Origin of the sequence: Sphingobacterium sp. UBA2610 (assembly GCF_002339225.1) — a bacterium.
Taxonomy (GTDB): domain Bacteria; phylum Bacteroidota; class Bacteroidia; order Sphingobacteriales; family Sphingobacteriaceae; genus Sphingobacterium; species Sphingobacterium multivorum.
The window spans coordinates 64,673-79,745 of sequence record NZ_DDKA01000007.1; the positions used below are offsets into that span (position 1 = coordinate 64,673).

Genomic DNA, 15,073 nt, shown 5'->3' on the forward strand with positions numbered 1-15,073 from the left:
AAATTAAAGCAGGCAAATATGGCGACAAACAGAGAAAATATATACATTCCATTGGAGGATGTAGAAAGCGAACACTGTGCATTAATCGTTGAAAAGGGATTGGCACAGGTAAAAGGCGTAGAAACCCATAAAGTAGAGCTGAACAACCGAAGGGCAGCGATTACAGTAGATAGCAATGAAACCGTAGGCGAGGCTGTTAAGGCAATTAAAGATTTAGGTTACGGAGTTCCTACGGTTAAAAGTGCTTTTCCGGTATTGGGCATGACCTGTGCATCCTGTGCGGGCAGTGCCGAAAGCATTGTGAAATACCAACCGGGAGTAGTTAATGCTTCCGTGAACTTTGCAACGGGCAATCTTACCGTGGAATATCTGCCCAATATGACCGATGCCTCCACCTTGCAAAAAGCGGTTCAGGGAGTAGGTTACGACCTATTGGTTGAAGACGAAACCAAGCAGCAGGAAACGCTCGAAGCCATCCACGAAAAGAAATTCCGAACCTTGAAAAACAAGACCATTTGGGCAATTATCCTTTCCCTGCCCGTGGTAATCATAGGAATGTTCTTTATGGATATGCCCTATGCAGACCCGATAATGTGGCTCTTTTCCACGCCCGTTGTAATATGGTTGGGCAGGGATTTTTTTGTAAACGCTTGGAAGCAGGCAAAGCACCGTTCCGCCAATATGGATACGCTGGTGGCATTGAGTACAGGTATTGCCTACCTGTTCAGTGTTTTCAATATGCTGTTTGCCGACTTTTGGCATCAACGGGGACTGCATGCTCACGTATATTTTGAAGCGGCTGCCGTTATTATCGCATTCATCCTCTTGGGAAAACTGCTGGAAGAAAGAGCCAAAGGCAACACCTCTTCAGCCATTAAGAAGCTGATGGGCTTGCAGCCAAAAACGGTCATCGTGGTACAGGCGGACGGAACGGAAAAGCAGACCGCTATCGAAGACGTAAGCGCAGGCGATGTGATACTCGTAAAGCCCGGTGAAAAGATTGCGGTAGACGGCATGGTCATATCGGGCAATTCGTATGTGGACGAAAGCATGTTAAGCGGTGAGCCTGTACCTGTATTGAAAAAAGAAAAAGAAAAAGTATTTGCAGGAACGATTAACCAAAAAGGCAGCTTCCGGTTCAGGGCGGTAAAAGTGGGCAAAGAAACCATGCTTGCCCACATCATCAAAATGGTGCAGGATGCACAGGGAAGCAAAGCACCCGTACAGAAACTGGTCGATAGGATTGCGGGCATCTTTGTTCCCACAGTGATAGCTATTGCCATCCTGACATTTACGCTATGGTTGATTTTGGGAGGCGAAAACGGGGTTGTTCAAGGTCTGTTGGCAGCCGTTACGGTATTGGTCATTGCCTGCCCCTGTGCTTTAGGCTTAGCGACACCCACCGCTATTATGGTAGGCGTTGGTAAAGGTGCTGAAAATGGCATTTTGATAAAGGATGCCGAAAGTTTGGAACTGGCCAAAAAAGTAAATGCCATCGTTTTGGACAAAACCGGAACCATCACCGAGGGAAGACCACAGGTAACGGGCATTAAATGGCTGAACAATGAGGACACTGCAAAAGAAATCCTTTTGAGCATCGAAAAGCAATCCGAGCATCCATTGGCAGAAGCCGTAGTGAAGCATCTTGGCGATGTAGCGGCCACCTCTTTATCCATGTTCGACAGCATTACGGGCAAAGGCGCAAAAGCAGACCATGACAACGAAACCTATTATGTAGGCAACAAAAAGCTATTGGCAGAAAACAACATTGCCATTGCCGGAGAATTACAAGACCAGGCCGAAGAATGGGGCAAACAGTCTAAAACCGTTATCTGGTTTGCAAACAGCAAAAAGGCTCTTGCTGTAATCGCTATCGCCGATAAGATTAAGGAAACATCGGTGCAGGCTATCCGGGAAATGCAGGAAATGGGCATTGACCTGTATATGCTGACCGGAGATAATGAAGCTACCGCTAAAGCCATTGCGGAGCAGACAGGCATCAAGCATTACAAAGCCGAAGTTTTGCCACAGCATAAAGCCGACTTTGTGAAAGAACTGCAAAGTAAAGGAAAGGTAGTGGCAATGGTGGGCGATGGTATCAACGACAGCACCGCATTGGCAACAGCCGATGTAAGTATCGCAATGGGCAAAGGCAGCGACATCGCAATGGACGTAGCCAAGATGACCATCATTTCGTCCGACCTGACCAAGATACCGCAGGCAATACGCTTGTCCAAACAGACCGTAGCCACCATCAAGCAAAACCTGTTCTGGGCGTTTATCTACAACGTAATCGGCATTCCGGTAGCGGCAGGCATCCTTTACCCTGTTAACGGCTTCCTGCTCAACCCGATGATTGCGGGTGCGGCAATGGCATTGAGCAGCGTGAGCGTGGTCAGTAACAGCCTGCGGTTGAAGTGGAAGAAATAAAACAGTAAATCTCACAAATCAAACAAGAAATTACACAACAATAACTAACTGAATAGTACGGAAATTTGCATTATCAGATAACTCTAAAATTTGTAAACAATGGAAAATAAACAATTTCAATTCAAGACGAACATCAATTGCGGCGGCTGTATCGCATCTGTAAAGCCGCACTTGGACAAGGCAGAGGGCATCTGCCATTGGGAAGTGGACACGGCCAACAAGGACAAGGTACTTACCGTGAAGTCCGAGGGCATTACCGAGCAGGAAGTAATATCGACCGTGCAAAAGGCAGGCTTCAAAATAGAACCTTTGGATGCCTAAGCCAGCAACTTTTTGAAATGCCCTTTTTCCGACCGAATTTCCATGAGGTTGGGTTGATGAAAAAGGGCATTTTATCAATTCTGAAAAAAGGCGATAGGTTATTGCGTATATGGCATTATTTTTCCATATAGCAAAAAAAACGTAAAACGATATAAAAAAAACCAATCTAATTTGTAACTTTGTTGCGTTGAAAAATTATAGAATACATATAGGCATTTTGACATTGTTCTGTTTGGTTTTCTTTATGATGCCAAGTCAGAGCTATGCCTGTTCCAAAAATTCAACAAAGACCGAGCAGTCTTTCTGCTCAAAGGAGAAATCCAAAAAATCAGAACATAAAAAAGGTTGCAAGAGCAAATCCTGTAAAAAATGCAAAAGTGACAAATGCGGGGGCGGTTGTTCCCACAGCTCTTGCAGGTGCGGTGCTTCAACCACTTCCCTAAATGTCCCAACCGTAATCGAATTAAAGGCAAAAAATCACTTAGCAGCAGCTAAAAAGCAAAAATTCGGTTTCAAAGAAGCCTACTATTCTTCGGGCTTTTTCTCCATTTGGCTACCGCCTAAAATAAGCTAAAACTATGGCCTGATAGCCATAGGTATGTCCTGTCAGAAGCTGTTCCGGCTTTTGCAAATCCCCTATTTGTATCATTTATTTAAAATTTAAAACAGAAATGGGTTTATCAATCCCCCGTTTCTCAAAATGTAATTATTATGAAATCATTATCAAAAATAGTGATGGTAATCGCCGTATTACTATCATCAATAAACGGCTTCGCACAAATCAAGAATGCGAAAACAGAAACCGTAAAGATTTACGGCAATTGTGGTATATGCAAAACCACCATCGAAAAGGCAGGTAACGTAAAAAAGGTAGCCAGTGTGGACTGGAACAAAGATACCAAGATGGCTACGCTCACCTATGACGGCGACAAAACAAATCAGGATGAAATCCTGAAACGTATCGCTTTGGCTGGTTATGACAGTGAGAAGTTCCGTGCGCCGGATGACGTATATGCTAAACTGGCTGGTTGCTGCCAGTATGATAGACCAGTGAAGACGGTTGCCAAAAACAAGGAGGCGGGAATGGACATGAATGCCGGACATGGCAATCACGACCATAGTCAAATGGCAGCTAACAAAGATGCAGCCCAAAACCAATCACAGCTAAAGGCTGTATTTGACAACTACTTTTCAGTGAAAGATGCTTTGATAAAAACCGATGCGGCGACCGCATCTGCCAAAGCCGCTGAATTGGCTGCATCCCTTAAAGCAGTCGATATGAATAAGCTATCGGCAGAGGAACATACGGCTTGGATGAAAGTGATGCAGGACTTGACGGCCAATGCGGAAAGCATTTCAAAATCAAAAGATGTTGCAAAACAAAGAAGTGCTTTTGCGGCACTTTCGGGAAGCATCTACACACTGGCCAAAGTGTCTAAACAGGATACTCCCGTTTATTACCAGCACTGCCCTATGTACAATGGAGGTAAGGGAGCCAATTGGCTAAGTAAAGAGAATGCTGTTAAAAACCCATATTACGGCTCACAGATGCTTACCTGCGGCAGTACGGTCGAAACCATTAAATAACAGGTCTGAAAGCTATGGTACAGTACAATGACATGGTGCAGGCGCTTAAAGACCTAAGACAGCGTGGATACAGTATGGACTTTAGTCTGTTGCCGGACTGCCTGTACTGTGCGTCAAGGAGCCTGAAACTAAAACCGGAGGATTTTACGGTTACGGAAACCCATAGGTTTGAAAGCCTCGACAGCAGTCCTGATAACAATGCCGTGATTTATGCCATATCGTCCAATGATGGTAAGAATAAAGGCGTACTTGTGGATGCCTATGGTGCTTATGCCGAAGAAATGACCCATGAGATGGCAAAAAAATTAAGTGCAACATAACTTTTAAAACCCCTTATTATGAAAAAATACACGTGTCCCATGCACCCGCAGGTGCTAAAAGACGAACCAGGCAAATGCCCGCTTTGTGGCATGGCACTGGTTCCCGTTGGCGGTAGCTCAGTTTCTCATGTACAAAAATCAGGACATGGGCATTCCGGGCATTCTCATCATAACCAAGCCAGAGATAGCTTTAACAAACATGAGGGGCATCATACAGGCGATTTTCTCGCTCGTTTTTGGATAAGCCTCGTCATTACAATCCCTATCCTGCTCCTGTCACACATGATACAGCAATGGTTGGGTTTCAGCCTTGCTTTCAATGGAGATAAATATGTGCTGCTGGCATTGGGTACAGTGATTTATAGCTATGGAGGCTTGCCGTTCCTAAAGGGAATGATTGGCGAGGTGAACGCCAAAGCCATAGGGATGATGACACTTGTTGCTATCGCTATATCCGTAGCCTATGTCTATTCCGTAGCCGTTGTATTTGGCTTGCAGGGCATGGACTTCTTTTGGGAACTGGCTACGCTTATCGACATCATGCTGTTAGGGCATTGGCTGGAAATGCGTTCCCAAATGGCTGCTTCACGGGCTTTGCAATCATTGGTTGCTTTGCTGCCTAACGATGTCACGGTGGAGCGAAACGGAGAAGCGGTAAAAATAAAGCTTGAAGACCTGCAAAGCGGTGAAACGGCTATCATAAAACCGGGTGAAAAAATTCCAGCCGATGGATTGGTACTGGAGGGGCTTTCGTATATCAACGAGAGCATGCTTACCGGAGAAAGTATTCCCGTGAAAAAGGAAAAGGACGGAAAGGTCATCGCAGGCTCTATCAATGGCGATGGTGCGCTTAAAGTTAAGGTAACAGCCGTTGGAAAAGACAGCTACCTGAACAGGGTTATCAATCTTGTGCAGGAGGCACAAGCTACTAAGTCCAATACGCAAAACCTTGCGGACAAAGTTGCCAAATGGCTCACCTTTATTGCCATTGCCGTTGGCATAGGCACATTTGCCTATTGGTATGCAAGCAGTGGAGATATTGCCTTTGCGCTTGAAAGAATGGTGACGGTAATGGTAACGGCCTGCCCGCACGCATTGGGCGTGGCTATCCCGTTGGTGGTCGCCATTTCCACAACGCTATCGGCGACCAATGGTCTGCTCATCCGCAACCGCACAGCATTTGAAACCACCCGAAAACTTTCCACTGTCATTTTTGATAAGACCGGAACGCTCACCAAAGGTTCCCATGCCGTAGAAAAGGTTATACCGTTAACAGACGAATATAATGCCGATGAGGTTATCCAGTATGCTGCCGCAGTACAGCAAAATTCGGAACACCATATCGCCAAAGGCATTATGGCTACATTGAAAGAAAAGAGCCTTGCCTTATGGAAGTCTGAAAACTTCAGCTATATGCAGGGCATAGGTGTTAAAGGTGTTGTGAACGGGAAAAATGTCGTAGCTGGCGGCCCGAATTATTTCACCGAAAACCACCTTTCCCTGCCTGAAATTCCAAACGAAATCAATCAAGAGGCCGAAACGGTCAACTTTGTCCTCATTGATGACCGGGTAATCGGCATCATTACTTTGGCAGACAGCATCCGTGAGGGTTCGGCACAGGCGATTGAGGAACTCAAAAAAATGGGCATCAAGTCCTTTCTGCTCACCGGGGACAACGACAGGATTGCTGCTGCCGTAGCCGGAAAATTGGGTATGGACGGGTATTTGGCTAATGTGCTTCCGCACAACAAGCAGGAGAAAGTAAAGGAGTTTCAGGCAAAAGGCGAAATCGTAGCAATGACTGGTGATGGTGTAAATGATGCACCTGCACTGGCACAGGCAGATGTGGGCATTGCCGTGGGTTCCGGTACGGACGTGGCTGCCGAAACAGCGGATATCATATTGGTAGACAGCGACCCGAGGGATGTGGTCAAACTGATTGACTTCGGCAAACTTACCTACAAAAAGATGGTACAGAACCTGATATGGGCGGTTGGCTACAACGTGGTGGCAATACCGCTTGCGGCAGGCGTACTCTATCCGAATTTTGTTTTAAGTCCCGCTATGGGTGCTGTGCTGATGAGTGTAAGCACCATTGTAGTGGCTATTAACGCAAGTTTTTTAAAAATCAAAAAATAAATAAAAATGAAAAATCTAACATTATCAATCATTGCTGTTATCATGGCATTTGTAACAGTATCATGCAATCAGGCATCCAACAAAAACGAGCAGTCTTCAAGTGATACTGCTGTTGTATCACAAGAACAGTCAGCTTCCCAACCAAAAGAGGATGATACGGTAGCTGCGCCCGTTGTGAGTGAAACTCCGAGCGGTCAGGAAGCAAAAGCAACAGGAAAAGAAGAAGCAAAAAACTTTTCTATTGCGCCCATAGTTACCGATTATCTGTCCTTAAAGAACGCCCTTGTTTCGGACGATGACAAAGCTGCCGCCAGTTCAGGGAAAAAGCTGTTAGCTACCCTGAATAAAGTGGACATGAAAGCCGTTCCTGCCGATAAGCACAAAAAGTACATGGACATAGCGGACGATGCTAAAGAACATGCAGAACATATCGGGGAAAATGTCGGCAACATCCACCACCAGCGGGAACATTTGGCCTCGCTTGGCGAAGATTTGAAAGACCTGATTGATTTGTTCGGTACATCGCAAACATTGTATCAGGACCATTGCCCGATGTTCAATGACGGTAAGGGTGCTGTTTGGTTCAGCGAAAACAAGGAAATCAAAAACCCTTACTACGGTTCTAAAATGCTGACCTGCGGTAAGGTGGAAAAAACAATTAACAGCAAATAAAATTCAGGGTTATGGAAAATATGCAAAACAGTCACCATGCGGGTCATTCCTCGGAGCATGGCACGCACAATACAAAACATGCTTCGGCCATGTACAAACGCTTTGCGGTGATGGCTGTCGCAATGTTCGCAGTGATGTATTTTATCATGTACGCCATGATTGACGGGTGGCAGAACCTGATACCCAATATCAACAATTTGTACATGACCCTGCTGATGACCTCGGCAATGCTGCTTATCGAATTAGCGATAATGAAAGTAATGTACCCCAACAGGAAGATGAATTGGGCGATAGCCATCATCTCGGTTGCTGTTGGCATCTTTTCATGGTTTGGTATCAGGGAACAAATCAATGTCGGGGACAAGCAGTTTGCAAAGGGTATGATACCCCATCACGCAGCAGCCATATTGATGTCCGAAAAGGCACACCTGACCGACCCGGAACTGATAGAGCTGCAAAAAAATATACTTAAAACCCAAGCGGAAGAAATTGAACTAATGAAGCGCAAGCTAAAAGAGTTTGAAGAAAGTAAATAATAAAATTTAAAAAAACAAGTTTGGACATGAACAAAATAATAATTGGCTTTATTTCCTTATTAACCCTGCTATTCACCGCTTGCGGTCAGGCGGGGTCAAATAAGGATGAAGCGGAACAGCAGCATTCGCAGGCAACTCCGGAAAGCAACGGACATACTACCCAAATAGGTGAATTGGTTCCATCGGATGAAGTCTGCATGGTCAACGATGCCTATATCGGCAAAAAGCAGTTTGAAGTAAAATTTGATGGTAAAACCTATTACGGATGTTGCGAAATGTGTAAGGAACGTATTCCAAAAGATGCGACCGTGCGGATGGCGATAGACCCCTATTCCCATAAGCAGGTAGACAAAGCTAATGCGGTGATTGCTGTGACAGGAAATAACGGTGAAGTTTCTTATTTTGAAAACAAGGAGAATTATGCCAAGTATGTGAAAAAACAGTAGACACAAAAAGATGAAGCCACAATAAAATAATTATGACCATAAAGAAGAAAATCATATTGGGGCTGGCTGTCGTCCTGATTGCCATACAGTTCTTTCAGCCCTTACGGAACCAGGCGGTTGAAGTGCCAGCCACCCATATCGAAAGGGTGTACGCCGTACCCCAAAATGTAAAGGCTATCCTTGTTCAGTCCTGTTATGACTGCCATAGCAACAATACCCATTATCCGTGGTACAGCCGTATCCAGCCCGGCGCATGGTACATGGCAGAGCATATAAAAAAGGGGAAAGAGGAACTCAACTTTAGCGAATTTGGCGACTATTCTGTCCGCAGGCAGCGAAACAAGTTCAGGGCTATGGCCGGGCAGGTTAAGGACGGGGAAATGCCATTGTCATCATACACACTAATTCATCGCAATGCAGTATTGTCACCGGAGGATAAGCAGGTTTTGATAGCGTGGTTTAGCACAATGGAAGACAGCATTAAATAAAATTTTTCAAATCATGAACAGATATAATAAAATACCTATAAGAATTTTGCAAACAGTGCTGATACTGCTTTGCACGCAAACGCTGTTTGCACAGAGAGTGGTGCATTACGAGCTGTATGTAAAAGATACGCTTGTAAACTATGCAGGTAAGCAAAAAAGGGCAATTGCCGTAAACGGGCAAATCCCCATGCCCACCCTTACCTTTACCGAGGGCGACACTGCCGAAATAGTGGTGCACAACCAATTGAAAGAAAGCACATCACTTCACTGGCATGGTGTGTTCCTGCCCAATAAAGAAGACGGTGTGCCCTGGCTTACACAAAAACCCATCGCACCGGGCACAACCTACACCTACCGTTTTCCGATTATCCAGCATGGTACGCACTGGTACCATTCCCACTCAGGATTGCAGGAGCAGATTGGCATGTACGGAAGTTTTATCATGAAGAAAAGAAGCGATGATAAGACATTCAGAAAAGGAATTGACGATTTGCCGACCGTTCCAATTATATTAAGTGAGTGGACAAATCTTAACCCCGATAATATCAACCGTATGCTACACAATGCAAATGATTGGGCGGCCATTAAGAAAGGCGCAACACAATCATATGTTGAAGCTATTAAGGAGGGAAAATTAGGGGTAAAGGTAAAAAACGAGTGGAAGCGGATGCTGGCGATGGATGTCAGTGACATTTACTATGATAAAATCCTAATAAATGCTAGCCATAGCACCGATTTGAAAACAATTGATGGTAAAAAGCTAAAAGCAGGCGACAAAGTCAGATTGCGTGTTTCCAATGGAGGGGCGTCTTCATATTTCTGGCTACGGTATGCTGGAGGAAAAATTACAGTAGTAGCGAATGATGGGAATGATGTTGAGCCTGTAGAGGTGGACAGGTTAATCATTGCCGTTTCTGAAACTTACGATATTGTAGTGACTATCCCTCAAGATGGTTTGGCTTACGAGTTCTTAGCAACAACCGAAGACAGGACACAATCTGCGAGTTACTTTATAGGTGATGGGGTCAAACAGCTTATTTCTCCACTCCCACGATTGAAGTATTTCGAGGGGATGAAGATGATGAACGATATGATGAAAATGAATGGCGATTTGGACGATATGGGCATGAAGATGAGCCTTAACCAAATGGACATGAATGTAGTGATGTATCCCGAAATTACCGGAGATGCAACAAAAAAAGCAGACCACAGTAAGCATGAGGGTATGGATATGGATAACGACGCTAACCGTTACAACGCTAATGCCTTGGGAGACATCAAAACATTAAATTATGCTATGTTGCAATCACCTTATAACACCTCTCTTCCAAATGATGCGCCTGTAAAAGAGTTGAAATTCACACTTACTGGCAACATGAACCGCTATGTATGGAGCATGGATAATAAAATACTTTCGGAAACTGACAAAATACCTGTAAAAAAAGGAGAAATTCTACGGATTACCATTTATAATAATTCAATGATGCGGCATCCAATGCATCTTCACGGATTTGATTTCAGGGTGATAAACGGAAAAGGCGAAAAATCGCCGCTTAAAAATGTGTTGGATATCATGCCTATGGAAACAGATACCATTGAGTTTTTAGCAAATGAGGAAGGTGATTGGTTCTTTCATTGCCATATATTATATCACATGATGGCGGGAATGAACAGGGTCTTTGAAGTTGGAGACTACAATAACCCCTATCTACCCGACAAGGCAAAAGCCTATAAAGAATTGCAAAGAGAAAGTAATATGCCTCATTTTATGGCACAAAACGATTTTGCAACCAATGGTAATGATGGAGAAGCTATGCTAATGAATGCACGCTACCAATTAGGAACAGAATGGCGTTTAGGCTATAATAGTATGCACGGTTATGAAGTAGAAACCCATTTAGGTAGATACATTGGAAAGATGCAATGGTTCATGCCCTTTGTAGGTTTTGATTACCGCTACCGTAAAATGGGAGAAGATGAACACGAAAAGAACATATTTGGACAAACCAACAAGAAAGACACCCGCAGGGCGTTCAGTTTAGGGTTTATGTATACGTTACCTATGCTGGTCAATTTTCAGGCAGAAGTATATCATGATGGAATTGTGAGATTGCAGTTAATGCGTGAAGATATACCAATTTCAAAAAGACTAAGAGGTGGTTTTATGGTGAATACCGACTTAGAGTATATGGGAGAACTTAGGTATATCATTAATAAGAATATAGGTATACGTACCCACTATGATAGCGATATGGGCTTTGGTGTGGGGCTGGCATTGACTTATTAAAATTAAATAACTAAGGGTTGTAAACTGCATAACCGTAAAAAAATATCGGTAAAAAAAAGGAGGTGATGCAGGTGTAATTCGCAAAGACTAACCTGCATCATACTACAACCCTTTAAAGTATGCAACAAAAATCTATCTATCGTTCCATCATCAATACGGTAGAGGTTGAATTTTTTTAAGCAGTAATTGCATCATAAGCTAATACGAACACTGTTAGCTTTTCTGTATTAACCAATAATATATTACATCAAAATGAAGCGAATGGATAAATTTTACAATGAAACATATCTTAAATTGGAAACTGCAATCCAGGAACTGGAGATTGAAACCGACTGCCCCATAAAAAGAATTGAAGCCGTTATACACCATATCATACAAAGCCTTGCCGACTTAAAGGACTTTGTACTGAAAAATGACTTTAAGAATATGGAAGAAGAAATCCATTTTTTCAAGTATCAGAAACCTGTTATTGTTTCAAAGCTCATCTACTACAATGCCATCTATAAAATCGAAACAAGAAGACCCTACGGGAACAAGCGTACCAAGAAATATTTTACCAAAGAACTGAAAAAGCTAAAAAGGTTCTTTGAAAACAACCTTGATTTTTACAAGTATTACCGCAGCAATAATTCTTTCGTTGACGAAAAATTCTTTGTGCGTGGCAAGCACGATATAAGGCTGTGGTTAGACACATTTTATTTTGAAGCAGACCATCGTTTTTCTACTTCACACGATTATAAGGTTGCCAAGATTATTGCCAATGACCTGATACAAGTTTATTTGGAAGACAGGCTCAATAACATCAATGTGAAAAGGGGTTCGGACAATTCATTGAAATGGACGGCAAGCAAAACGGCACTGACTGAACTCATATATGCACTGTACTCCCACGGTGTATTTAACAATGGGAATACAGATATAAAATTGATTGCTAAAGCATTTGAAGATGCCTTTAATATTGAATTGGGCGATTTTTACCATACGTTTATGGAACTGAAAGCCCGTAAGATAAACCGAACCAAATTCCTTGACAGCCTGTGTGAAGCCCTAATAAAAAAAAATGGACGAAAAGGACGAAAAGTAACGACTATTATAATACGCCACGAGGTGAATGAACGCCTTTTGTCCGTATAATGCTTTCCTGCACCTTTGGGGCTTCATTCTGCTTTTCTGCCTGCTCCGAAGCATCTTGTTTGGTTTCCGGCGTAATAGATAGCTGTATCTTTCTTTCTACGGCAGCCAGTTCCGTTTTAAGATCACTCAATCGACTTTCCTTAGCCCAAGTACCGTTAACCACTTCCTGAAGTATCGGTAGGTCTTTTGGTATTTCAGCGATTTTCTCCTGCTCCTGCTTCACAAAGCCCGGCAGTTTTTCCAAAGCCCTTAAAAAATTCATTGCGGCGGTTTCGGGGTCTTTTGCCATCAGACCGTTATTGTAGGTGTACTTGATATTGCCCTCGCCAGTTATAAAAAATCTATTGACCCTTTCGAGTGTTGAATTATCCTTTGGAAGTTCTGTTTTAACCAATAATTGAAACCGTAGAGGTTGCCTATTTCACGATAGTCGCCTGCCGTGCGGGCTTTGTTCGCAATCTCGTTCAGTTTTGCGCCTATTTGTTTCGGATTTGCATTGGGCGGCAAGCCATCTAACAGCACAGGGTTTTCGATTGTAAATATAAAATATTTAAAAGATGATAAAGATCTTGAAGGAATAATATCACTTCAGGGAGAGGTGCGCATGGGAGGAAGTAATAAAATAGTACCAAATGCAGAAATTGAAATTCGGGATACAAATAATAAATTAATTGCTAAAAAAACAGCTGATAGTAAAGGAAGATTTAAGTTTACCATAAAAACTGAACCTACTGTCGGGAATATTAATATAAATGGATCCGATGGAAATTCATTAGGTGAACTTGAAATCGCAAAAGTTGATATGGGTCGATTTTATTCACAAATAGAAATAGCTGTGAAACTGTTTATTATAAATGGAGTTATGAAAAGCACAGTACCCCTTTCGAAAAAAGAGATTAAAGAAATCAAGAATCAAAATAATAAATAGATATAAATGAGAATCAACTCAGAAAAATTATTAATATTGAAATGAGTTAGATTTTAGAGGTAGGTACAAGCAAGTTAAAAAAAAGCTTTTGATGGTGCTAAAAATTTCATCTTGTTTACAACGGAATCTATTCATATAAAGAATTTTTGTTTATTATTTGAAATATAAAAAAGGTCCAAATTTATAATGGCATTACGCATAAAGTTAAACCTTTGTGGTTTTAAACTTCTTCTTTTGCTAACACTCTTTAGCTGTTCCACAAAGAAGAATTATAACGACTGGGTTGATATAGACCAAAACAACTGCAGCAGCTATAGCCAACGAGGTAAAGGTTATACAGATGATGAGATATCGCCTTTAATAAAAGGCAAAGTGAGAATGTGCCATAATAATGAAAATGTTCCTTCTGCTAGAGTTTTCTTTCTTAGTTCAGAGAGTGATACAATTGGTACAGCCATCACCGATAAAAATGGAGAATTTTCGCTAACGATCCCATCCGAGGGATTGCTCCATGGAAAAATTATTGTAGATACATTTGGAACGGGGATGACTATCGAACATGTTTACATTGCGACAAATTTTAAAACCTACGCCTTAGACATAAAATTACCAAGGCAGCCCATGTATATTAATGAAATAGGTTCAAAAAAGGACCAGAAAAAGTTGAGGAAAGAAGTTGAAAAAGCAAATAGAAAACATAGATAGGTGTTATAAGTTGATCTGGGCTATTAAAATTTTAGTCTTTTTTTTGATCTTTTGTTTCTCATCATGTTCTGTCATCAGACCTAAAACAATAAACAATAAAGTATTGGGCGGGTACGAATCTTCAAGCTATTTAGACGAGAACGATTCGGAAGATTCTGTGACGATTTCAGGCATTATCACTGAAGCTAAGAAAAAAAGGAAGGTACCCAATGCAGAGATACGATTTTTAGACTCGGAAGGAAATACGCTCAAAAAAGTATCTTCAGACACAGATGGATCATTCAGTACAAGACTGGCAAAACTCACAAAATTTGGAAGTATCGAAATTGATGGAAATAGTGCTGGTTTTCTCACTATAGCAAACATAGACTTTGGTATTTTTGTCAATAATACCAGAATAAAAGCGAGATTATTCAAGTACGATTATTCTGCAACGGAGTTAGAATTTTACAAGAAAGAAGATCGAGACCAGCTAAAGCGAGAGATAGAAGAAATGAAAAAACAAAAGAGGTAACAGCATCGTACCACAAAGTGTATTAATTATAGAAATGGAGACTGTAACATGAACTGTGTCAGAGGAATAATTCAATAAGATTATGTATATTCAATTATTCAAACGACACGGTCATGAAAGAAAAAGACCCATTCGACTTTGAACGCTTCAAGGCAGAAGCCATGCAAGGTCTTTACGAAGGTAAAAGTTTGTCTCCCAATGATGGCGTCCTAGCGCCGTTAATGAAGCATCTGTTGGAATCAATGATGGATGGAGAACTGGAAAACCACTTGAACGAAGAGAAAGCTTCGGGCAATAGCAATCGTCGAAATGGCAAGACAAAAAAGACAGTCCGAGGTCTCAATTGTTAATTCGCATATAGATACCCCCAGCAATTCGCATTAAAATGCCACCACCTTAAACAATTAAGGTTTTACTTGTTGAGAGTATAATAAACTCTCAGCGTTATGTATAAAGTGGCTATGTACAATACGATAAAAACACTTTTGGAACACGGCAAATCTTTGCGGGAGATCTCAAGGGAACTTGGGATGTGCCGCAAGACCGTTTCGCGTATCCACATTTAA

At 42.2% G+C, this 15,073-nt stretch carries 15 protein-coding genes and 2 pseudogenes; 16 read left to right on the top strand and 1 reads right to left on the bottom strand.

Features of this window, described 5'->3' with window-relative positions:
* The first annotated feature begins 18 nt into the window (after window positions 1-18).
* From B4Z47_RS04965 to B4Z47_RS05015, 11 genes and pseudogenes are all read left to right on the top strand, one after another.
* Entirely contained in the window at window positions 19-2,430 is a 2,412-nt protein-coding gene (locus B4Z47_RS04965) for a heavy metal translocating P-type ATPase (protein WP_115050237.1), read from the top strand.
* A 99-nt stretch (window positions 2,431-2,529) separates the two neighbouring features.
* Window positions 2,530-2,751, top strand: coding sequence for a heavy-metal-associated domain-containing protein (locus B4Z47_RS04970; RefSeq protein ID WP_002981097.1), 222 nt, complete (start codon window positions 2,530-2,532; stop codon window positions 2,749-2,751).
* 711 nt (window positions 2,752-3,462) lie between these two features.
* Window positions 3,463-4,338, top strand: coding sequence for a DUF3347 domain-containing protein (locus tag B4Z47_RS04975; protein WP_034735069.1), 876 nt, complete (start codon window positions 3,463-3,465; stop codon window positions 4,336-4,338).
* A 14-nt stretch (window positions 4,339-4,352) separates the two neighbouring features.
* On the top strand, window positions 4,353-4,658 hold the full coding sequence (locus tag B4Z47_RS04980; protein WP_002981094.1) for a hypothetical protein: 306 nt from the start codon (window positions 4,353-4,355) through the stop codon (window positions 4,656-4,658).
* Between the two features lie 18 nt (window positions 4,659-4,676).
* Window positions 4,677-6,797, top strand: a complete 2,121-nt coding sequence (locus B4Z47_RS04985; RefSeq protein ID WP_034735068.1) for a heavy metal translocating P-type ATPase — start codon at window positions 4,677-4,679, stop codon at window positions 6,795-6,797.
* Between the two features lie 6 nt (window positions 6,798-6,803).
* On the top strand, window positions 6,804-7,469 hold the full coding sequence (locus B4Z47_RS04990; protein ID WP_002993266.1) for a DUF3347 domain-containing protein: 666 nt from the start codon (window positions 6,804-6,806) through the stop codon (window positions 7,467-7,469).
* 11 nt (window positions 7,470-7,480) lie between these two features.
* Entirely contained in the window at window positions 7,481-8,005 is a 525-nt protein-coding gene (locus B4Z47_RS04995) for a DUF305 domain-containing protein (protein ID WP_002993268.1), read from the top strand.
* A gap of 26 nt (window positions 8,006-8,031) precedes the next feature.
* On the top strand, window positions 8,032-8,451 hold the full coding sequence (locus B4Z47_RS05000; protein ID WP_070566707.1) for a hypothetical protein: 420 nt from the start codon (window positions 8,032-8,034) through the stop codon (window positions 8,449-8,451).
* A gap of 32 nt (window positions 8,452-8,483) precedes the next feature.
* A complete protein-coding gene (locus B4Z47_RS05005) occupies window positions 8,484-8,939 on the top strand; it encodes a heme-binding domain-containing protein (protein WP_070566710.1) in 456 nt (151 codons plus the stop codon).
* 13 nt (window positions 8,940-8,952) lie between these two features.
* The gene (locus B4Z47_RS05010) at window positions 8,953-11,226 is read left to right on the top strand and encodes a multicopper oxidase family protein (RefSeq protein ID WP_115050235.1); all 2,274 of its coding nucleotides are present in this window, start codon (window positions 8,953-8,955) and stop codon (window positions 11,224-11,226) included.
* Window positions 11,227-11,487: 261 nt separating this feature from the next.
* Window positions 11,488-12,310 (top strand): annotated as a pseudogene (locus tag B4Z47_RS05015) (RteC domain-containing protein).
* 6 nt (window positions 12,311-12,316) lie between these two features.
* Here the strand turns inward: B4Z47_RS05015 and B4Z47_RS05020 are convergent.
* Window positions 12,317-12,754, bottom strand: a complete 438-nt coding sequence (locus tag B4Z47_RS05020; RefSeq protein ID WP_286726937.1) for a hypothetical protein — start codon at window positions 12,752-12,754, stop codon at window positions 12,317-12,319.
* Between the two features lie 102 nt (window positions 12,755-12,856).
* On the opposite strand from B4Z47_RS05020, the gene B4Z47_RS05025 reads away from it, so the two are divergent.
* The 5 genes and pseudogenes from B4Z47_RS05025 (at window position 12,857) to B4Z47_RS24695 (ending at window position 15,073) form a co-directional block, all read left to right on the top strand.
* Window positions 12,857-13,288 carry a hypothetical protein gene (locus B4Z47_RS05025; RefSeq protein WP_139145004.1) on the top strand — a complete coding sequence of 144 codons (432 nt, stop codon included), beginning with the start codon at window positions 12,857-12,859 and terminating at the stop codon, window positions 13,286-13,288.
* Between the two features lie 186 nt (window positions 13,289-13,474).
* Window positions 13,475-13,993 carry a hypothetical protein gene (locus B4Z47_RS05030; RefSeq protein WP_070566717.1) on the top strand — a complete coding sequence of 173 codons (519 nt, stop codon included), beginning with the start codon at window positions 13,475-13,477 and terminating at the stop codon, window positions 13,991-13,993.
* Window positions 13,994-14,096: 103 nt separating this feature from the next.
* Window positions 14,097-14,507: a carboxypeptidase regulatory-like domain-containing protein gene (locus tag B4Z47_RS05035; protein WP_139145005.1), complete on the top strand. Its 411-nt coding sequence runs from the start codon at window positions 14,097-14,099 to the stop codon at window positions 14,505-14,507.
* Window positions 14,508-14,620: 113 nt separating this feature from the next.
* Window positions 14,621-14,851: pseudogene (locus B4Z47_RS05040) on the top strand (IS256 family transposase); the annotation flags it as partial.
* Window positions 14,852-14,968: 117 nt separating this feature from the next.
* A complete protein-coding gene (locus B4Z47_RS24695) occupies window positions 14,969-15,073 on the top strand; it encodes a helix-turn-helix domain-containing protein (RefSeq protein ID WP_368072492.1) in 105 nt (34 codons plus the stop codon).